Here is a 20388-nt window from a genome sequence, read left to right as displayed (position 1 = left end):
GAAATCATGCTTCGCGCGGGTCGAGCGCATCGCGCAGGCCGTCGCCTAGGAGATTGAAACCGATGACGACGAGGAAGATCGCGGCACCCGGCCACATCGCCATCCATGGCGCCTGGGAGAGGAAATTCTTGGCGACGTTCAGCATCGAGCCCCAGCTTGGCGCCGGCGGTTGCTGCCCGAGGCCGAGGAAGGAGAGGCTCGCTTCGGCGATGATCGCCGTTGCGATCGTCAACGTTGCCTGCACGAGGATCGGCGCAAAGACGTTCGGCAGGATATAGCGGGTGATGATGCTCGATGACCGGAGGCCGATCGAGCGGGCGCCTTCGACATATTCCTCGGTCTTGACCGAAAGCACCTGGCCACGCGTCAGCCGCACGAAGACGGGCATGGCTGAAAGGCCGATCGCAATCATCGCATTGGTCAGGCTCGGGCCGAGAAAGGCTGCAAGCGCAATCGCGGTGATGAGGAAAGGCATGGCCAGAAAGGCTTCGGTGATGCGGGAGATCACCATGTCGATCCAGCCGCCGAAATAACCGGAGATAAGGCCGAAGGGCACGCCGATGACAACGGCGATCGCGACCGAGAAGACGCCGGCCATCAGCGAGGCCTGCGCCCCCCAGATCATCCGGGAAAGAATGTCGCGGCCGATGTCATCGGTGCCGAGCCAATGGGCGGCGGACGGGGCCTTGCGGATTGCGGACCAGCTTGTGGCGTTCGGATCGGGAATCGGAAGAAGGGGCGCGGCAATGGTGAGGATCGCGAAAAAGGCGATGATCGCCAGGCCGACGAGGGCGCCCTTGTTGGCTTTCAGCTTGCGCCAGGCACGGCTCGGCGTGCGGTCGATCGCGGTGGGAATGCCGGTTTCTCCGATCGCGGTCATAGGGCGGCCCTCATGCGCGGATTGAGCAGGACATAGAGAATATCGGCCAAGAGGTTCATCAGGATGAAGCCGATCGCCGTGCAGATCACCACACCCTGGACGACGGCGTAGTCACGGTTGAAGACGGCGTCGACGATGAGCTTTCCGAAACCCGGAATGGTGAAGATCTGCTCGGTCAGCACGGCGCCGGCAAGCAGTTCGCCAAAGAGCAGCGCCGTCAGCGTCACGATCGGCAGCACCGCGTTGCGGAAGCTGTGTTCGAGCACGACAGTCCTTTCCGGCAGTCCCTTGGCGCGGGCGGTGCGGATGTAGTCGGCGCTGAGTACGCTGAGCATTGCCGAGCGGGTATGCCGCATCAGGGTCGCGGCCAGCGCGTTGCCGAGCACGAAGGAGGGCATCAGCATGGTTTCCAGCGAACGCAGCGGGTTGCTGAAGAAGGGTTCGTAGCCGGATGCCGGCAGCCAGCCTAGATTGACCGAAACCAGCAGGATCAGCATGATGCCGAGCCAGAAATTCGGGATCGACAGGCCGGTCAGCGCGATGATGTTGGCGAGATAGTCGATCATCGTGTTTTTCTTGACGGCCGCCAGGATGCCCATCGGCACGCCGATGACAAAGGCGAAGATCATCGACATGATGGCAAGCTGGATGGTGACCGGCAGCTTTTCGCCGATGAGCTGCAGAACCGGCTGGTTGGTGCGCAGCGAGATGCCGAGATCACCTTGAAGCGCGGCACCCAGCCAGCGGACATATTGATAGGGCACGGGATCGTTCAACCGGTACTTCTCGCGCAGGAATTCGAGAACCTGCGGGTCGCGTTCCTCGCCTGCCATGGCGAGGATCGGATCACCGGGCAGCAGCTTCTGCAGCGAGAAGACGAAGATCGAAATGATCAAAAGCGTCGGTATGGCGACCAAGAGCCGTTTGGCGATGTAGGTGTACATGGGCGATCCTGACACGACTGGGATCATGCGGCGGCGGGTTTCCGCCGCATGATTTACTGGATCAAAAAGAAGAGCATGATGTCGTCCGAAAACCGCTCACACTTTTCGGCATCATGCTCTAGGGATCAGCCGGCTTTCTTGACGCCGACCAGGCGGATCATGCCATCCGGCGACGGAATGAAGCCGGTGATGTTCTTGTGCAGCGCCCAGATCCAGGACTGATGGCCGAGATAGATGATCGGCAGATCGTCGTTGAGGATGACCGCGGCGGCATCGTACTTCTGCTTGCGCACGGCCTCGTCGGTCGACGCACGGGCTTCGTTCAGCAGCTTGTCCACCTCGGCGTTGCAGTATTTCGTGTCGTTGATGCCGCCCTTGCAGGTGATGAACTGATGGATATTGCCATCGGGATCGACGCGGCCGGACCAGTCGGAACGGCTGAGCTGATAGTTGCCGGCCGTCTGCTCGCTCAGCAGCGTGGCGAATTCCGTCGACTTCAGGCTGACGTCAAAGCCGGCTTCGCCGACCATCGACTGGATGATCTGCATCATCTGCATGGCAACGGGATTGTTCGGGATCTGAAGCTCGATCGGCACACGGTCGAAGCCGGCTTCCTTGATCAGCGCCTTGGCCTTGTCGAGATCGCGGGGGGGGACGGGAATATCCTTGTCGAACCACGGGCTGCTCGGCGGGAAGGGCTGGTTGCCGGCAACCGCCGTGCCCTCATAGACGATCTGGTTGACGGCATCGCGGTCGATCGCCAGCGAGAAGGCCTGGCGCAGGCGCTTGTCCTTGCCGAAAGGATTGTCGGCACGTGCGCCGTTGCCGATATTGGTGTAGAGCGCCATGTAGCCGGTGCCGACGGCGTCGGCATAGACAAGGCTCGAATCCGCCTTCACGGCTTCAGCGTCGGTTGCCGCCAGGCGCTCGATCATGTCGAGATCGCCGGACCGCAGATTGGCGAGGCGTACCGTCGTATCCGGGATCGGCAGATAGGTGAGCTTGTCGATGAAGATCTTGTCCTTGTTCCAGTAGTCCTGGAACTTTTCAAGCACGATGCGGTCCTGCTGCACGCGTTCGACGAACTTGAACGGACCGGCGCAGACCGGGTGATCGCCGAATTTGTCGCCGAGTTCCTTGGCGGCCTTCGGCGAGACGATCATGCCGGCGCGGTCGGAAAGCTGGGCAAGAAGGGTGACGTCAGGCGCCTTGAGGGTGAACTTGACCTGGTATTCGCTTGCAGCCTCGACCTTTGCGACCGAGGCAAGCTCGCTCTTGCGGCGTGATTCCGGCAGGGTGATGTTGCGCTCGATGGTGGCGACGACGGCTTCGGCGTTGAAGGGGGTCTCGTCATGGAACTTGACGCCCTGGCGGAGCTTCATGGTGAGCTCTTTGCCATCGGCCGACCAGCTCCATTCGGTAGCAAGCTGCGGCACGATCTTCAGGTCCGGTGAGACGTCAACCAGCTTGTCGCACATCGCGGTATAGACGATGCGGCCGACGAAGGTGCGCGACTGCGCGGGATCGAGCACGTCGGCATCGTCCTGCAGGCCGATCTTCAGGTCGACGGCGAAGGCAGGAAGTGCAAGCAGTGCGCCGGCAACGGCGGTGGTCAGCAATTTGGCGATCTTCATTCCATTCTCCTCTGTCTATTTTTGTTTGGTTTTTGCTTCCATTCCGGCGGTTATGGCCCCCCTGTATTTTTTCTCCCGGCTCACCTCCCCCTGTTCAGGCGAGGGTCTTGTCGGCCTCCGTTTCGCTGTGATCGAGCGAGGTGATGCGGACGAGGCTTTCCTGCAGCGTCAGAAGATGCTGGCGCATCGCTTCGCCCGCCCTGGCAGGATCACGAGCGGCGATCGCATCGACGATTGCCGTGTGCTGGTTAAAGGTGACGGGCCGCGTCCGGCTGGCGCTGCGGGCACGCTCGCGGATCGTCTGCCAGGCCTCGTCCTGGCGCACCCGGTTGATGACGTCGAAGATGGTGAGGAAGAAACCGTTGCCGGCGCATTGGGCGATCTGGCGGTGCAGGGCCCCGTCCCAGAGCTCGCGCCCGTCGGCATCGGTGCTTTCGTAGATCTTCTTCACCAGATCGTACATACGCTCGATATCGGCGGTCTTGGCGCGCATGGCGGCAAGCTGGGCGAGTTGCGGCTCGATGCGCAGGCGCACTTCCATGACTTCCATGAGATCGGTGCCGGCAACGATCGAGCCGACATGATCGCTCCAGCCGTCGGGGCGCGGGCCGGCATAGGTGCCGGAGCCTTGGCGGCGCCAGACGCGCCCCTCGGCCTCCAGCACTTCGAGGGCGCGACGCACGGCACGGCGGCCGACGCCAAGCATTTCCGAAAGGGTGCGCTCGGTCGGCAGCTTGCCGTCGGCGTCGAGACTGTCGGATCGCAGGAGAGCCCTCAGCTTCTCCAGCGCATAATTCGAATTGCCCTGCGCTTCATCCATCGGCATTCGCTTAAATGGTCCGTACCAATTTTCTATTGGTTCAGTGCAAACCAAATCGCGCCGACCGTCAAGCGCTTTTTTGTGCAAATGGAAATCTGCCCGTTTTTTGCTCAATTCCCCCGTTGCCCCAATATGGGAAACGGCCTTTCGCGCCGACAGGGCGGCGGCGCGATCGACACGATCATCCCAAAAAACGCAATTGGTTCAGGTGAAACTCAGGCCGGCGTCGAGCGTGCGGAGAGAAAGACCTGCGGCTCGAAGACAAAATCCTTGTCGAACGGGTAGGTCGGATGCTGCTTGCGCAGCCGCGGCAGGCGCTCAACGAACTGATCGACGACCCCTGTGGACAGCGCCATCAGGTTCGGATTGGCGATCGGCGCCAGTTCCGGCGAGAGATAGCCCGATTTGACGACGATGATTTTCGCCCGGTGCGGGTCGAGGCCGAGCCGGGTGAAATCGACGATGTTGTGATAGGGCCGGCGCTTGGCGGAGAGCACCAGATCGATGCCGCCGGTCGAAACCACCGCCTGGCGGTCGCTCGGATCAGAGGTTTCGTGCAGGAATTTGACGGTGAATCGGGCGATAACCGGCTTGCTGCCTTTGGTATCGAGTGAGGCGCCGACGCTGAGTTCCAGCTCGGCGCCGATGCCTGCGGCATAACAGGCCTCGGTTGCCGCCTTGTCCGCGATGCCGGCGAAGACGACGCCGGTGGCGCCCCTGGCGATCAGCTCTGCCAAAACATCGGCCCGGTCCCCGACCCCGCCGCCGGTCGGGTTGTCGCCGGATTCGGCAAGCACAACAGGGGCGGTCGGGCTTGCGATCGCCTTTTCGACGCATTCTTCGACCGAGCCGGTCTCGCAGCCGAAAACAAAGTCTTCGCGCACATCCCAATAAGCCCTCGCGAGGCGTTTCGCTTCGCGCTCCAGCACAGTGCGGTCGGTGCCGGTCATGATGGCGGCGGCGGTGGCGCGCGGTTCATCGGCCCAGACATAACCGACCATCAGCGATGCGTCCCAGACGCCATCGATCGCATCGATCCCAGGCAGCATCTCATAGAGGCTCTTTGCCGGCTCATCGACGGTGCTGGTGCGCTCGCCGGGCAGTACGACGGGGATCGGCGTCCAGAGGAGGCTCGGCCGCTCGCCGGTTTTCAGGCTCTTTACCAGCATGGAGACGGAGCGGCGCATCGTCTCCTCGACATCGATATGCGGCGCGGTGCGGTAGGTGGAATAGATATCGAGCGCATCGATGATGCGTTGGGTGACGTTGCCGTGCAGGTCATAGCTTGCCGAAACCGTGCAATCCTTGCCGACCAGCGCACGGGCCGCACTGATCCAGTCGCCTTCGGCATCCTCCATGCCTTCGACATACATGGCGCCATGCATGGCGAGATAGAGACCGTCGAGCGGCAGCATCGGCTTCAACCGCTCGAGGAATTCACCCTTGAAGGCCTCGTAGGTGGCGCGCGAAACCGGGCCGCCGGCAATGGCGCGCGCATGGATCGTCGGCAGGAATTCGGCATCGTAATCCTTGAGGAAGGCGAAATACGGCGCGTCCAGTAGCGCCTCGCCGCGCACGACGCGAAAGTCCTTCTCCTCGTTCAGGACGGGATTGTATGTGCTGCACTCGATATGAATGCCACCGACGGCGATGCGCATGGGAAACCTCAGTTGATGTTGGGAGCAATCAGGAAGTTATGGGCGATGCTGGCAACTCGGCTCCAGCGCCGGTATCGATGCGCCGGGTGCGGATCGGTGTCGCTCGAAAGAGTTCGTGCTGCGATAAACTGAACATTCGGGATCCGATCCGAAGACGCGTCCTTTTTGCCTCGACAATAAGTTTACAAACGAACCAATCAACCAAAATAAATCACAAACCGGATCTAGGTCCGCCGCCAGCCTCTCCTTCCTCGGCCTCGCCACTATGGGCAGCGTGCTCGGATTCAATATTCTGGATGATGGCCCGCGCGATTTGCTGGATCCGTGGATTAGCAAGTTTGCTGCAACGGCCATGGACGCAGGCCAAATCCGGCAGTGCTCATGCAGTGGACAAGGCGCTACTTGCTAGGCTCTTTTGCGAAAGGCCAATCGTTTCTCAACTCCTGTCATGCGGCACCTCCATGTGCAGAGGTCCACACTTACTTCAAACAGGGCAGCGATTTCTGAAATGGTACGTCCGCTGCCTCGATGGTGGAGCAGCGCAGTCTCAGGCAAGAGTAGCGCAGCACCGAGCCAATCGGCCTCGTCCTCCTGCTCCGATGAATAGTCGGACAGCAACACGAGGCCGCTGGGCGAAACGTCGACATCAGCCGGAGTATGATCAAGCAGGATGTGAGCTAGTTCATGCATCAGTGTTGCGCACTTCCTAGCCTGGCTGTCGGAGGTGTTCAGCACCACGACGTGTTCGCCGTCTTCAAACAAGGTCATCCCCGACCAGCTGTTCGGATCGCGTCGAAGCAGTTGTTCAGCGTGCTCTGGCTCTAAATCCAAGTCCGCCGCCTCAAGGACCATCACGTTAAGGCTTTCGGCGTAGGCCCAAGGATCGAGACGAGCCAACGCGTCAATCCCAAGGGATGTGCGCGCGGAAAGAGCTCGTCGCTCTGCCTCAGCCTTGAAACCGCGACGCATTCAATTTCCACCAATAAGGTCCGAACGCGCTTTCCTCGCGCGTTGCGCTGCCAAGATCAGCGCACCCAGCGAATTCGCAGTCTCGACAGTAACAGTCGGCTTCTTTCGAAAGTGAACTACCGCCCGCTCGACAGTCTCATCGCCTTTGGGCTCTTTCTCGATTCCGAGAAACTGCGCTGGATCAACATCAAGCCAACGACAAATCTTCGCAAAGGTCGCCAAGTCCGGCAAATGGCCGTTTTCCACACGTGATAGAGTTGCAGGGCTCACCTCTGCATGAGCGGCAGCCGCGCGGATGCCGAGATTTCCACGTTTGCGAGTAATCAACCGACCCAGTTCGGTGATCGGGAGTGACATATCATTCTCCGAGAGCCAGTTGACTCCATAGTTAATAAACCATAGTGTCTCACATGTAAGACAAGTCGCATCACTGCTGAAACTGCCTTACTCCTGAAACAGTTGGAATCACGACAACCGCTTGCTGTCAAGTGATTGCGACACGTTAAACCAAAAGGACGTAAGACATGGGTAAAAATCAGTACGTTGTTAGGAATGGAAAGGGATGGGGCGTGCGTGGTGAGGGCAATGAGCGCCTTACCGGCTCGTTCGAGACGCAGGCAGAAGCAATTTCGCGAGGTCGCGAAATTGCGCAAAATCAAAGTGCAGAATTGCGTATCCAGGGTCGCAACGGTCAGTTCCGTGAAGCGTGGTCATACGGCAATGATCCCTATCCTCCCAAGGGATAATTGTCTCACTGAAGCCCGGGGCCGCCAATGCGGCCCCTTTTGTTGACAACACTTCTGCGGCTTCCATGGCGCGTGGTCCCCTATCGCGATAGGAAGCCTAGGCAGAGGCAGCCACAAAGAAATGGTGGAAAGCCCGGTTCTGGGAGGCTTATGAACATCTTAGAGGAAACTGGAGCGGGCGAAGGGATTCGAACCCTCGACCCCAACCTTGGCAAGGTTGTGCTCTACCCCTGAGCTACACCCGCTCAATCCGCATCGGTCCGGGGTAGTTGTTGGACCGTGGGCGCCGCCTCGCGGCGACCGGCGCTATATGGCCTAACGGGTTTTCAAATGCAACAGGGAAATGACGGAGAGGCGAAGAAAAATTCCGGGGTTCGCAGCGGCCCGCCGGAAAGGCCGCAAATGCGGGGCAAAGCGTCGGTCGCAAAGATTGCCAAACGATGTGGACCGACTTAATCAGGACGCCTCGCTTTTTTCCCTTCCTGCCCAATGGATTGCCCCATGTCCGAAAATGCCCCGAAGACACGAGAAGAATTGTTTGCCTTTCTCGACGGGCTCAGCATCGCCCATAAGACGGTCGACCATGCGCCGGTCTTCACCGTGGCGGAATCGGTGTCGCTGCGTGAGGAAATTCCCGGCGGCCACACCAAGAACCTGTTCGTCAAAGACAAGAAGGACAGGTATTTTCTGTTGACCGTGGAGGAAAATGCTGCCGTCGACCTCAAGCAGGTGCATAATGCCATCGGCGGATCCGGCCGGGTTTCCTTCGGCAGACCGGAGAAGCTGATGGAGTATCTCGGCGTTGCTCCGGGTTCGGTCACGGCCTTCGGCGCGATCAACGATACCACTGAGAATGTTACCTTCGTGCTCGATGCCGAGCTGATGGCGCACGAGATCGTCAACTGCCATCCGCTATCCAATGATGCGACGACCTCGATTGCGAGCAGCGATCTCATCCGTTTCATGGAGGCGACCGGACATAAGCCGCTTGTCTTGAAAGTGACGTCCTGACATACGATTTTAGCGCTAAAGCGCGTCGCGATCTTTTAGATTCGCTTGCCGCGCTTTAGTCTTTGGTTTTGCGCATGTCTTTATCGCAAAACCGCCACACAGTTTTGCGCGACATGCTTTAGCAAAGACGCCGGCAGGATCGGCGCGGCGGGAGATACCTATGAGCGGCAGCGACAACCCCTATAACGGTTCCTTCGGAAATCAGATGACGGCGACGACAAGCTTTGGCGCTACGCCGGAACCCGCGGCTGCGGCCGGCAGCTACATCACGGAGACGACGACCGCGAATTTCGCCAAGGACGTCATCGAGGAATCGCGCAAGCAGCCGGTGCTGGTCGATTTCTGGGCGCCCTGGTGCGGTCCCTGCAAGCAGCTGACGCCGGTCTTGGAAAAGGTGATCAACGAAGCCAAGGGCCGCGTCCGGCTGGTCAAGATGAATATCGACGACCATCCCTCGATCGCCGGCCAGCTCGGCATCCAGTCGATCCCTGCTGTCATCGCCTTCGTCAACGGCCGTCCTGCCGACGGTTTCATGGGGGCGGTGCCGGAAAGCCAGATCCAGCAGTTCATCGACCGGATCGCCGGTCCAGCCGGCGCCGACGAGGCGGCCGAAATCGAAGCTGTACTCACGGAAGCGGCGGAACTGCTTGCCGCCGGCAATATCAACGAGGCCGCCCAGCTCTATGGCGCCGTGATGCAGGCCGACCCCGAGAATGCCAAGGCGCTTGCCGGCATGGCCGAATGCATGATCGCCGCCAACCAGCATCAGCGGGCGCGCGAAATACTGACGGAATTGCCGGAAGAGCTGGCGAAAGACGCCGGCATCCAGGCCGTGCTGATGAAGCTCGAGCAGATCGAGGAGGCCCGCAAGCTCGGCGATCCCGTAGCTCTCGAGCGTGAACTGGCCGCCAATCCCGATGACCACGAGGCGCGGATCAAGCTTGCCAAGATCCGCAATGTCGAAGGCCGGCGCGACGAAGCGGCCGACCATCTGCTGCTGATCATGCGCAAGGACCGTGCCTTCGACGATGATGGCGCCCGCCGCCAGCTGCTGCAGTTCTTCGAGGTCTGGGGGTTCAAGGATCCGGCGACGGTTGCAGCGCGCCGCAAGCTTTCGGCGATGCTGTTCTCCTAGGGCGTAGCGCGTCCAACAAGACACGCTATCACTTTGATTCTACGCGTAGTGCTTCTCGAAAATCGATTCCGATTTTCGAGGTTAGCGCCACTGCATAATTCCTTAAATCGGAATCGATTTAAGGATTAAATTATGCAGCGATTCAAAGTGTTACAGCGTCCTTTGCGCGTCTAAAAAGACGCGCGGCGCTGTAAGTTCGAGCATCTGCCCTTGCGTTTTCGGACGAGGGCACCACATTCTCGTCAGAACGGGCATGCCCGTTACAAGAATGCGGGACGGTTTCATGCAAGTCGGGAATGCCAGATACCTGAAGCCGGGCGATCTGCCTGATGTGATCGCTGTCTTCCCCCTGACCGGCGCCCTCCTCCTGCCGGCCGGGCAGCTTCCCCTCAACATTTTCGAGCCGCGCTATCTGGCGATGCTGGATGCCGCACTGACCGGAAACCGGCTGATCGGCATGGTCCAACCGGCACTCGGCGAACACGAGGACAAGGGCGGTGAGCCCAACCTTGCCGCTGTCGGCTGCCTCGGCCGCATCACCTCCTTTGCCGAGACCGGCGACGGGCGCTATATCGTGTCGCTGACCGGCGTCTGCCGCTTCAGGCTGCTGGAGGAGAAAGCGACCAGCCATCCCTTCCGCACCTTCCGTATCGCTCCCTTCATCGCCGATCTCTCGGCCGAGAACGAGGAGGGCGCGGTCGATCGCGCGGCACTTCTCACCGCCTTCAAGGCCTATCTCGATGCCAACAAGCTGGAGGCCGACTGGGAGAGCGTCGAACGGGCGAGCAATCTGACGCTCGTCAATTCGCTGGCGATGATGTCGCCCTTCGGGCCGGCGGAAAAACAGGCGCTGCTGGAGGCGCCGGACCTGAAGACGCGGGCCGAGACGCTGATCGCCATTACCGAAATCGTGCTGGCGCGTGTCTTCGGTGACTCCGACACGGTTCTGCAGTAGACTTCAGCCATGGACGAAAAACTCAGCCGCGTCGATCCAAAGCTGCTCGATCTGCTGGTCTGCCCACTCTCCAAGGGCCGGCTTTCCTATGATCGCGAGCACAATGAACTCGTCTCGGAAAAGGCGCGGCTTGCCTATCCGATACGCGACGGCATTCCGATCATGCTGATGTCCGAAGCCCGCCGTCTCGACGACTAAAGCAATTCCAGGAAGCGGTTTTCGCAGGCAAAGCGCCAAGCGCTTTTGCCGGGAATTGCGTAAAAGGTTAAATCGTCTGGCCGGCAAGCAGCCGCGGATTGTCCTTTGCCGTCGTTCCGGCCGCCTGGCCGATGAAGAAGGACTTGAGACGCGGCAGCCGGTCGACGATGCCGAGGCCGACGTCGCGGGCGATGCGGATCGGCGTTGCGTCGTTGGAGAAGAGCCGGTTCAGCACGTCGGTCGTCACCCCCATGCGGAAAGTGTCGAAGCGCCGCCAGGTCTGGTAGCGCTCGAGGATATTGATCGAGCCGATATCGAGGCCGAGGCGGTCGGCCTCCACCACGGTTTCGGCGAGTGCCGCCACATCCTTGAAGCCGAGATTGAGGCCCTGACCCGAAATCGGGTGGATGCCGTGGGCGGCATCGCCGGCCAGCGCGAAACGCGGCGCGACGAAGGAGCGGGCCAGTGTGAGGCCGAGCGGGAAGGCGCGCTTGTCGCCGATCACCTTAAGGCCCCCAAGCTTGTGGCCGAAGCGGCGTTCGAGCTCTTCCTCGAAGATCAGGTCGTCGGCGGCGACCAGCCGGTTGGCATCCGGCGTCCGCTCCGTCCAGACGAGCGAGGAGCGGTTGTTCTTGAGCGGCAGGATGGCGAAGGGGCCGGCCGGCAGGAAATGTTCCTCGGCGCAGCCGTCATGCGGCCGCTCGTGTTCGACTGTTGCAACGATGCCGGACTGGCCGTAGTCCCAGGTGACGGTCCTGATGCCGGCGAGATCGCGCAACGTCGAGCGCACACCGTCGCAGGCAACCAGCAGCCGGGTTTCCAGCGTGCTACCGTCCGAAAGCGTGACGGTGGCATGGGTGTCGTGGGTCTTCAGCTCCGTGGCGCCGAGCCCGTGGCGGATGTCGATGCCGAGCCGGTCGCAGGCGCCGCGCAGTGCCGCGACCATCGCGACATTCGGGATCATGTGGGCGAAAGGCCGGCCGTCGGCCACTTCGCCGTCGAAGGTCAGAAACACCGGACGCACCGGATCGGAGGTCTTGGAGTCGGTGACGATCATCTTGGTGATCGGCTGGGCCTCCGGCTCGATCTCCTTCCAGATGCCGAAGACCTCGAGCATCTTCGCCGCCGCGGCGATGATGGCGGAAGCGCGCGTATCGTTTTTCCAGACATGTTCGGGAGCCGCCTCGACGACCGCGACGTTCAGATGCGGGGCGGCCTGTTTGACCGCGACAGCGGCGGAAAGGCCGACATAACCCCCGCCCACAACCAGCATGTCCAGCATCGCGCCGCTCCCGTACCTTGTGCCTCAGATGTGCTCTATATAGATCATCGCAACTTCACTTCCTACCGCTGGGAGACATAGAAATGACGGGCGAGACATCAGGGCCTTCGGCGATGGAGACGCTGCTTTCGACGCTCGACCTCGAGCCGATCGAGGTCGATATCTTCCGCGGCCGCAGCCCCAAGGTCGGCTGGCAGCGGGTCTTCGGCGGCCAGGTGATCGGCCAGGCGCTGATGGCGGCGCAGCGCACCATCGAGGGCGAGCGTTTCGTCCATTCGCTGCATGCTTATTTCATGCGTCCCGGCGATCCCACGGTGCCGATCATCTATCGGGCAGAGCGCATCCGCGACGGATCGAGCTTCAACACGCGGCGCGTCGTCGCCATCCAGCATGGCAAGGCGATCTTCGCGCTGTCGGCCTCCTTCCAGGTGGAGGAGCCGGGCTTCGAGCACCAGATCGCGATGCCTAAGGTTGAAATGCCGGAGGCGCTGCTCGGCGAGCAGCAGATCAAGGAGCAGTATCTCGCCCATGCGCCGGAAGCGATCCGAAAATACTGGCAGCGTGAGCGGCCGATCGAGATCCGCCCCGTCTCGCTGACGCATTATTTTTCCGAAAGGAAGCTCGATCCGAAACAGGACGTCTGGGTGCGCGCCACCGGCCCGGTCCCCGACGACCGGCTCTACCAGGCGGCGGTGCTTGCCTATCTTTCGGACATGACGCTGCTCGATACGTCGCTCTATGCGCACGGAACGTCCATCTTCGACCAGAGCCTGCAGGTGGCGAGCCTCGATCACTCCATGTGGTTCCACAGACCCTGCAAACTCGACGACTGGCTGCTTTATACGCAGGACAGTCCGTCGGCTTCAGGTGCCAGAGGATTAACCCGGGGTAGCCTATTTACACGATCCGGTAGCCTGATCGCATCGGTCGCGCAGGAAGGCCTGATTCGGAAAAAGGCAAATGAATAAATAATGTGCAACTTTACAAATTTGCGCGTTATTTGTGCGCTTATTGGCCAATCATTTGCCTGTTTATTGGCACTCTTTATTATAACCTATACTTTTCAATAACTTACGTATTGCCTCGAATCTGGCACGTCCCTTGAATGTGTATTGGCCGGTCGCTGTTCAGGAACGTCAGCGGCAAGGAGAGTCGGCTCCGCGCCGAGGATAACGAAGGATGGGAAACCAGATGAAAATTGTGATGGCCATTATCAAGCCGTTCAAGCTCGATGAGGTCCGCGAAGCCCTTACGGCGATCGGTATTCAGGGGCTGACCGTAACCGAAGTGAAGGGCTACGGGCGCCAGAAGGGGCACACCGAAATCTATCGCGGCACCGAATATGCAGTCAGCTTCCTGCCGAAGCTCAAGATCGAAATCGCGGTTGCATCGGAACTCGTCGACAGGGCGGTCGAGGCCATCGCGGCAGCGGCCAAGACCGGTCAGATCGGTGACGGCAAGATCTTCGTCTATTCGATCGACCATGCCGTGCGCATCCGTACGGGCGAAACCGATTCAGAAGCGCTGTAAGAACGGCAGATCAAGGAGCTTTTTCCAATGTCAATTTCGAAGTTTTCTTCCACCTTTGCGCGTCTTTGCGCAGCTTCGGCCGCCCTTCTGGCGCCGGCCGTCGCTTTTGCGCAGGAGGCTGCACCAGCCGCTACTGCCGCTGCTGCTCTTGCTCTCACCATGGACAAGGGTGACAATACCTGGATGCTCGTCTCCTCGGCGCTCGTCCTTCTGATGACCATCCCCGGCCTTGCGCTTTTCTACGGCGGTCTCGTCCGTGCCAAGAACATGCTCTCGGTGCTGATGCAGGTCTTCATGATCACGGCCGTCGTGGCGCTGATCTGGGTGACCTACGGCTATTCGCTCGCCTTCACCGATGGCGGTTCGCTGAACAGCTTCGTCGGCGGCTTCTCCAAGGCCTTCCTCGCCGGCGTCAACACCTCGTCGCTCGTAGAAACCTTCTCGAAGGGCGTCGCCATTCCGGAATACACTTTCATCGTGTTCCAGATGACGTTTGCCTGCATCACGCCCGGCCTGATCGTCGGCGCATTCGCCGAGCGCATCAAGTTCTCGGCAGTCATGCTCTTCGTCGTGCTCTGGGTCACCTTCATCTACTTCCCGATGGCGCACATGGTCTGGTTCTGGGGTGGTCCGAGCTCCTACACCTCGCCGGCCGGCCTGATCTTCTCCTACGGCGCAATCGACTTTGCCGGCGGCACGGTCGTTCACATCAATGCCGGTATCGCGGGCCTCGTCGGCGCAATCATGCTCGGCAAGCGCACGGGCTATAAGAAGGAAATCATGGCTCCGCATTCGATGACGCTGACCATGGTCGGCGCCTCGCTGCTCTGGGTCGGCTGGTTCGGCTTCAATGCCGGCTCCAACCTCGAAGCCAATGCCTACGCTTCTCTCGCTATGATCAACACCTTCGTCGCAGCGGCTGCCGCCGCTGTGTCCTGGTGCATCGTCGAAACCCTCACCCGCGGCAAGGCTTCCATGCTCGGTGGCGCTTCCGGCGCGGTTGCCGGTCTCGTCGCCATCACCCCGGCGGCAGGCTTTGCCGGCCCGATGGGCTCGATCGTTCTCGGCCTCCTCGTTTCGCCGGCCTGCTACTTCTTCGTCGACGTCGTGAAGAACAAGTTCAACTACGACGACAGCCTCGATGTTTTCGGCGTCCATTGCGTCGGCGGCATCATCGGCGCTCTCGGCACCGGTATCCTCGTCAACCCGGCGCTCGGCGGTGCAGGCATCGTCGATTATTCGACCGCCGATTTCGCAGCCTCCTATGCCGGCACGGCAACCCAGGTCTGGAACCAGGCCAAGGGCGTGCTGACGACGCTGCTGTGGTCCGGTATCGGCTCGGCGATCCTCTACAAGATCGTCGACGTCGTCATCGGCCTGCGTGTTACCGTTGAAGCCGAACGCGAAGGTCTCGACCTTTCGACCCACGGCGAAGCCGCCTACCACTCTTCCTGATCACAGGGTTTGCGGCGCCCGGCAGAAGGGCGCCGCATCACAGCCCGTCGCGGCCTATCTAACCATAGACCGCATTTGGCCCGGACCTTTCAAGGTTCGGGCTTTTTTTCATTTCCCGGTTCGGAATGCACGTCCAGGCATGCATGGTTAACATCGCTTTAACCCGGCTCTGATTAGGTAGAGCGGACGCATTTTGGCACCGACGCTTCAGCGATTCGCGTGTCCTCAGGCATTGGACGGGTTAGACACATGGCAAGAAGCACGTCGCCGGCGATGGATGGCCGTCCGGATCGGTTTTCCTTCTCGGCATTCATGCTGCGGCAGATCCAGGCGCTCATCGGCTTTGCGATCTTTCTGCTGCTGGCGTTCTGCGTCGCGGCGCTGGCGACATGGAATGTTGCGGATCCGAGCTATTCCTATGCGACCGCCAACCTGCCGACGAATATTCTCGGTTACAGCGGGGCTGCCTTTGCCGATATCGTCATGCAGTTCCTCGGGCTTGCCAGCGTCGTTTCGATGCTGCCGATCGTCGCCTGGGCGCTGACGCTGATCTCGGGCCGCCGCTTCAGCCGTATTCCTGCCCGTGCCGGCGCCTGGTTCGGCGGTTCGGTGCTTTCCTGCGCCGTCCTCGGCTGCTTTCCGCCGCCGCTCACCTGGCCGATCCCGAACGGCATCGGCGGTGTCATCGGCGACATGATCCTGCGTTTTCCCGCACTCTTCGCCGGCGCCTATCCGACGGGCACCTTCGCCATGGTCGTCGGTTGCATCTTCGCCGCGCCGACCGCCTGGCTGATGCTCTTTGCATCAGGCCTTGTCGGCCGCAGTGACGCCGACGAGGAGATCGAGGAAGACTACGTCGATACGCGCAGCAAGGCCCGCGTCGTCGGAGACGAGGACGAGGAGGAAGACGAGTCCCGCTGGGTCGCTCTCAGCGGCGCCGTGACGCATGCCTGGTACATGAGCCAGGGCCGACTGCGCCGGCTGTTCGGCATGGGTCCGCGCAAGCGGCGCCAGGGCGATTACGAATCACCTTATGATTTCAACGATGACGAGTTCGGCACGCTGAACGAACCCGTGCGCGCCAAGGCGCCGACCGTCCGCGGCGAGCGCATGGAGCCGTCGATGGAGCCGTCGATGGGGTCAAGAACGGCTTCGCCGCGGCGCATCGTCTCCGCGCCGTCGATGTCCATCGATGATGACGATGATAATGACGACGACCTGCCCTTCGATAACGACATGCCGCCGCGCCCGGCCGATATCCTGCCCGACGACGATGACGACGACTGGATGATCCGCGCACCGGCAAAGGCCGCCGGCAAGCCGGAACCGCGCGTCGTCCCGGTGGTCGCACGTCCGAAGCCCAGCGCCCGCATCGAGCGGGAGGCGCAGGGCTCGTTCATCCGTCCCGAGGGTTTCCAGCTTCCGTCGATGCATCTGCTCGCCGAACCGAAGAATGTCGTGCGCGACTCGACGCTTTCGGCTGATGCGCTGGAACAGAATGCCCGCATGCTCGAAGGCGTGCTTGAGGATTTCGGCGTCAAGGGCGAAATCATCCATGTCCGCCCCGGCCCCGTCGTGACGCTTTACGAACTGGAGCCGGCGCCCGGTATCAAGTCATCGCGCGTCATCGGCCTTGCCGACGATATCGCCCGCTCGATGAGCGCGATTGCCGCCCGCGTCGCCGTCGTGCCCGGCCGCAACGCGATCGGCATCGAATTGCCGAACCAGACGCGCGAAACCGTCTATCTGCGTGAACTCATCGCTTCCAGGGATTTCGAAGGCAGCAAGGCGAAGCTCGCCATGGCGCTCGGCAAGACGATCGGCGGCGAAGCCGTGATCGCCGATCTCGCCAAGATGCCGCATCTGCTCGTCGCCGGCACCACAGGCTCCGGCAAGTCGGTCGCCATCAATACGATGATCCTGTCGCTGCTCTACCGCATGACGCCGGAACAGTGTCGGTTGATCATGATCGACCCGAAGATGCTCGAACTCTCCGTCTATGACGGCATCCCGCACCTACTTTCGCCTGTCGTCACCGATCCGAAGAAAGCCGTCGTCGCGCTCAAATGGACCGTGCGCGAGATGGAAGAGCGCTATAAGAAGATGTCGAAGATCGGTGTCCGCAACATCGACGGCTTCAACACCCGCGTCGAGCAGGCGCTGTCGAAGGGCGAGGCGATCTCGCGCACGGTGCAGACCGGCTTCGACCGCCATACCGGCGAGGCGATGTACGAGACCGAAGAATTCGATCTGCGACCGATGCCTTATATCGTCGTCATCATCGACGAGATGGCCGACCTGATGATGGTCGCCGGCAAGGATATCGAAGGCGCAGTCCAGCGCCTGGCGCAGATGGCGCGTGCGGCCGGCATCCACGTGATCATGGCGACACAGCGTCCGTCGGTCGACGTCATCACCGGCACGATCAAGGCGAACTTCCCGACCCGCATCTCCTTCCAGGTGACCTCGAAGATCGACAGCCGCACCATTCTCGGCGAACAGGGCGCCGAACAGCTGCTCGGCATGGGCGACATGCTCTACATGGCGGGTGGCGGGCGTATCCAGCGCGTGCACGGCCCGTTCGTTTCGGATGTCGAGGTGGAAGAGATCGTCTCCTACCTGAAGACCCAGGGCTCGCCGCAATATCTCGACGCGATCACCGCCGATGACGACGAAGACGGTGATTACGGCGGCGGTGGCGGTGGTCCGGCAGGCACGTCCAATCTTTCCGAATCGGAAGATCCCTACGACCAGGCGGTCGCCATCGTGCTGCGCGACGGCAAGGCGTCGACCTCCTACGTGCAGCGCCGACTCGGCATCGGCTACAACCGTGCCGCCTCGCTCGTCGAGCGCATGGAGAAGGAGGGCATCATCGGACCGGCCAACCATGCCGGCAAACGCGAAATTTTGGTTCCGACCGAAGGCGACATCCTCGACCGCTGACATAACAGGCATATATTTCCGATGCAGCCGCTTTTGCGGAAACCTGATAGCATCGAAGCCGTTACTTTCGCAGGCCGATCGCAACGCCTTGAAGACGCCGCCTTTCGGCAGCATGCAGATCGCATAAAGGAGATTTAGATGAGTCACTCCGATACCTTCCTCTCCGGCCTGACGGTAACGCGCCGCGACCTTCTCGGCGCCTTTGCCGTCGCTGCGATAGCGAGCGCCATTCCCCTTGGCGCTTATGCGCAGGCGGCAGCTCCCGCCTCCGGCACGGCGCAGGCGATCGCCGATCATTTTTCCGGCGTCACGACGATGCAGGGCGAATTCGTGCAGTTCGGCCCGCGCGGCGAACAGACCGGCGGCAAGTTCTTCATCCAGCGCCCCGGCAAGCTGCGCTTCAACTATGACGATCCGTCGCCAATGCGGGTGATCGCCGACGGCAGGAACGTCGCCATCGGCAATATGAAGCTCAAGACCTGGGATCTCTATCCGCTGTCCAAGACCCCGCTCAGCCTGCTCCTGGCGCAGCGTATCGACCTTTCGGCCGGCATGGTGAAGGGCGTGAAGGAAGAGTCTGACCTGACGACGATCGCACTCGGCAACAATACGGTGTTCGGAAACTCGACCATCACCATGATGTTCGACCCGAAGACCTACGACCTGCGTCAGTGGACGATCACCGACAATCAGGGCAAGGACACCTCGGTGATGATCTTCAACGTCAAAACCGGCATGCAGTTCGAGGATCGCGTCTTCCGTGTGCCCTATGAGACCATTCCAGGCACGCCTCAGTCGCGCGATTGAACCTTTTCGGTTGATCGGCCGCTCCTTTTACAAGCGGCCGGTTCCCTCGCGTCCGCCTTTGTTTTAAAGCCCTTTCGTGAAAGCGTGAAGGGGTATAGGGCATGGATTTTTCGATCACCACCTGGAACATCAATTCGGTGCGGCTGCGCATGCCCATCGTCGAGCAGCTCGTTCTCAAGCACAGGCCCGATATCCTTTGCCTGCAGGAAACCAAGGTGACGAACGATCTGTTCCCTGCGGCACCGCTCAGGGCGATGGGCTACAATCACATCATCATCCACGGCCAAAAGGGCTATCACGGCGTGGCGATCGCCTCGCGCATACCGTTGACCGAGGATCACCGGCAGGATTATTGCGGCGTCGGCGATGCGCGTCACATCTCGGCGATCTTCGAGTACGGCAATCGCCGCGTTCGGCTGCACAATTTCTATGTCCCGGCCGGCGGCGACGAGCCGGATCGCACGATCAATCCGAAATTCGGCCACAAGCTCGATTTCATCGAGGAGATGAAGCTGCTGAAAGCCGATGGCGAGGCCAATACCTCAGCCATCCTCGTCGGTGACCTCAACATCGCGCCGCTGGAGCATGACGTCTGGTCGCATAAGCAGCTTCTGAAGATCGTCAGCCATACGCCTGTCGAAACCGAGGGGCTGCTCGAGGTGATGAAGCGCGGCGCCTGGCTCGATCTGATGCGCCAGCATGTGCCTGAAAACGAGAAACTCTACACCTGGTGGAGCTACCGCGCCAAGGACTGGGAGGCCGCCGATCGCGGCCGCCGTCTCGACCATATCTGGTCGTCGTCGGATCTCGGGCCGCATCTCAAGCGGATAGAAATCCTCAAGGAGGCGCGCGGCTGGGACCGGCCCTCCGACCACGTACCAGTCACGGCGCATTTCGATTTCTAAGCGGTACAGCTTCGTGGAAGCGCAGGGATCCTTATCGCTATCTGGAATCAGCTGAAGCGGTAGAACTGGCTTGCGGCCTTTGCCGCAAGCTCCGCAAGATTATCGCGGATCCGGTTCTCGATCAGCCGGGCTGCGTCCGGATATTCCTCGATCAGCCGGTGGAAGAGGGCGCGCGTGATGCGGATGATGCTGGTGTCCTCGCGCGCTACCGCGGTGAATTTGCGCTCCACCAGCGTCACCAGCGCCAGCTCGGAAACCAGGGTTCCGGGACCGGCGATCCCCTCTGTCCTCTGCATGCCGTCGCTGCTCGTCGCGCTCAGCTCCAGGCTGCCGCTGAGGATGACATAGGCGCTCTCGGCGGGCGAGCCCTGGCGAAACAGCATCTGGCCGGCAGCGATCATGCGCCGGTCGGCGCCGAAGGCAATCAACCGCAGCTGATCCTCACTCATGTCCTTGAACAGAGGAAGCTGCGCGAGCATATGGATGTCGTCGGTCAGCGCCATGCGGGCTTTTCGC

General features: G+C 61.0%; 20 protein-coding genes and 1 tRNA gene. 11 read left to right on the top strand and 10 right to left on the bottom strand.

The annotated features are described in order from the left end of the window. Positions 1–4 precede the first annotated feature (4 nt). The 7 genes from RlegSU303_RS21830 to RlegSU303_RS21800 form a co-directional block, all read right to left on the bottom strand. Positions 5–880 carry an ABC transporter permease gene (locus RlegSU303_RS21830; RefSeq protein WP_131720336.1) on the bottom strand — a complete coding sequence of 292 codons (876 nt, stop codon included), beginning with the start codon at positions 878–880 and terminating at the stop codon, positions 5–7. Beyond that, on the bottom strand, positions 877–1824 hold the full coding sequence (locus RlegSU303_RS21825; RefSeq protein ID WP_131720337.1) for an ABC transporter permease: 948 nt from the start codon (positions 1822–1824) through the stop codon (positions 877–879). Before RlegSU303_RS21825 ends, RlegSU303_RS21830 begins: the two co-directional genes overlap by 4 nt. A gap of 125 nt (positions 1825–1949) precedes the next feature. Continuing rightward, positions 1950–3458 carry an ABC transporter substrate-binding protein gene (locus RlegSU303_RS21820; protein ID WP_168279257.1) on the bottom strand — a complete coding sequence of 503 codons (1509 nt, stop codon included), beginning with the start codon at positions 3456–3458 and terminating at the stop codon, positions 1950–1952. Positions 3459–3552: 94 nt separating this feature from the next. Continuing rightward, positions 3553–4284: a FadR/GntR family transcriptional regulator gene (locus RlegSU303_RS21815; RefSeq protein ID WP_131720339.1), complete on the bottom strand. Its 732-nt coding sequence runs from the start codon at positions 4282–4284 to the stop codon at positions 3553–3555. Between the two features lie 209 nt (positions 4285–4493). Further along, positions 4494–5936, bottom strand: a complete 1443-nt coding sequence (locus tag RlegSU303_RS21810; RefSeq protein ID WP_131720340.1) for a M81 family metallopeptidase — start codon at positions 5934–5936, stop codon at positions 4494–4496. Between the two features lie 405 nt (positions 5937–6341). Then, positions 6342–6905 (bottom strand): ImmA/IrrE family metallo-endopeptidase, encoded by a 564-nt coding sequence (locus tag RlegSU303_RS21805; protein WP_205928092.1) that lies wholly within the window; start codon positions 6903–6905, stop codon positions 6342–6344. Continuing rightward, on the bottom strand, positions 6906–7262 hold the full coding sequence (locus RlegSU303_RS21800; protein ID WP_131720341.1) for a helix-turn-helix domain-containing protein: 357 nt from the start codon (positions 7260–7262) through the stop codon (positions 6906–6908). It abuts the gene before it with no gap. 167 nt (positions 7263–7429) lie between these two features. Between RlegSU303_RS21800 and RlegSU303_RS21795 the strand changes: the two genes are divergently transcribed. After that, positions 7430–7651, top strand: coding sequence for a DUF2188 domain-containing protein (locus RlegSU303_RS21795; RefSeq protein ID WP_131720342.1), 222 nt, complete (start codon positions 7430–7432; stop codon positions 7649–7651). A gap of 170 nt (positions 7652–7821) precedes the next feature. Here RlegSU303_RS21795 and RlegSU303_RS21790 read toward each other — a convergent pair. After that, a tRNA-Gly gene (locus tag RlegSU303_RS21790) sits at positions 7822–7896 on the bottom strand. A 256-nt stretch (positions 7897–8152) separates the two neighbouring features. Between RlegSU303_RS21790 and RlegSU303_RS21785 the strand changes: the two genes are divergently transcribed. The 4 genes from RlegSU303_RS21785 (at position 8153) to RlegSU303_RS21770 (ending at position 10950) form a co-directional block, all read left to right on the top strand. Continuing rightward, positions 8153–8662, top strand: coding sequence for a prolyl-tRNA synthetase associated domain-containing protein (locus RlegSU303_RS21785; RefSeq protein WP_131720343.1), 510 nt, complete (start codon positions 8153–8155; stop codon positions 8660–8662). 160 nt (positions 8663–8822) lie between these two features. Next, entirely contained in the window at positions 8823–9797 is a 975-nt protein-coding gene (gene trxA, locus RlegSU303_RS21780; protein ID WP_029870880.1) for a thioredoxin, read from the top strand. Between the two features lie 268 nt (positions 9798–10065). Continuing rightward, complete coding sequence (locus RlegSU303_RS21775) at positions 10066–10752, top strand: LON peptidase substrate-binding domain-containing protein (RefSeq protein ID WP_027666960.1); 687 nt, start codon at positions 10066–10068, stop codon at positions 10750–10752. Positions 10753–10761: 9 nt separating this feature from the next. Then, complete coding sequence (locus tag RlegSU303_RS21770; RefSeq protein WP_011653922.1) at positions 10762–10950, top strand: Trm112 family protein; 189 nt, start codon at positions 10762–10764, stop codon at positions 10948–10950. A 67-nt stretch (positions 10951–11017) separates the two neighbouring features. Here RlegSU303_RS21770 and RlegSU303_RS21765 read toward each other — a convergent pair whose 3' ends face one another. Then, positions 11018–12232, bottom strand: a complete 1215-nt coding sequence (locus RlegSU303_RS21765) for a ubiquinone biosynthesis hydroxylase (protein WP_131720344.1) — start codon at positions 12230–12232, stop codon at positions 11018–11020. An 83-nt stretch (positions 12233–12315) separates the two neighbouring features. Between RlegSU303_RS21765 and tesB the strand changes: the two genes are divergently transcribed. From tesB to RlegSU303_RS21735, 6 genes are all read left to right on the top strand, one after another. Next, the gene (gene tesB / locus RlegSU303_RS21760) at positions 12316–13200 is read left to right on the top strand and encodes an acyl-CoA thioesterase II (RefSeq protein WP_131708640.1); all 885 of its coding nucleotides are present in this window, start codon (positions 12316–12318) and stop codon (positions 13198–13200) included. 211 nt (positions 13201–13411) lie between these two features. Further along, on the top strand, positions 13412–13762 hold the full coding sequence (locus RlegSU303_RS21755; RefSeq protein ID WP_017962468.1) for a P-II family nitrogen regulator: 351 nt from the start codon (positions 13412–13414) through the stop codon (positions 13760–13762). Between the two features lie 27 nt (positions 13763–13789). Further along, entirely contained in the window at positions 13790–15217 is a 1428-nt protein-coding gene (locus tag RlegSU303_RS21750) for an ammonium transporter (protein WP_131720345.1), read from the top strand. Positions 15218–15466: 249 nt separating this feature from the next. Further along, on the top strand, positions 15467–18160 hold the full coding sequence (locus RlegSU303_RS21745; RefSeq protein WP_131720346.1) for a DNA translocase FtsK: 2694 nt from the start codon (positions 15467–15469) through the stop codon (positions 18158–18160). 138 nt (positions 18161–18298) lie between these two features. Then, positions 18299–18967 carry an outer membrane lipoprotein carrier protein LolA gene (locus tag RlegSU303_RS21740; protein ID WP_017962465.1) on the top strand — a complete coding sequence of 223 codons (669 nt, stop codon included), beginning with the start codon at positions 18299–18301 and terminating at the stop codon, positions 18965–18967. A gap of 101 nt (positions 18968–19068) precedes the next feature. Further along, positions 19069–19872 (top strand): exodeoxyribonuclease III, encoded by an 804-nt coding sequence (locus RlegSU303_RS21735; RefSeq protein WP_017962464.1) that lies wholly within the window; start codon positions 19069–19071, stop codon positions 19870–19872. 47 nt (positions 19873–19919) lie between these two features. Here the strand turns inward: RlegSU303_RS21735 and RlegSU303_RS21730 are convergent, their stop codons facing one another. Then, positions 19920–20375, bottom strand: a complete 456-nt coding sequence (locus tag RlegSU303_RS21730) for a cyclic nucleotide-binding domain-containing protein (RefSeq protein WP_017962463.1) — start codon at positions 20373–20375, stop codon at positions 19920–19922. Positions 20376–20388: the final 13 nt, after the last annotated feature.

Origin of the sequence: Rhizobium sp. SU303 (genome assembly GCF_021052345.1) — a bacterium.
Taxonomy (GTDB): domain Bacteria; phylum Pseudomonadota; class Alphaproteobacteria; order Rhizobiales; family Rhizobiaceae; genus Rhizobium; species Rhizobium laguerreae.
The sequence above is the reverse complement of the archived record's forward strand: the minus strand, read 5'-3'. Positions and strand labels throughout refer to the sequence as shown.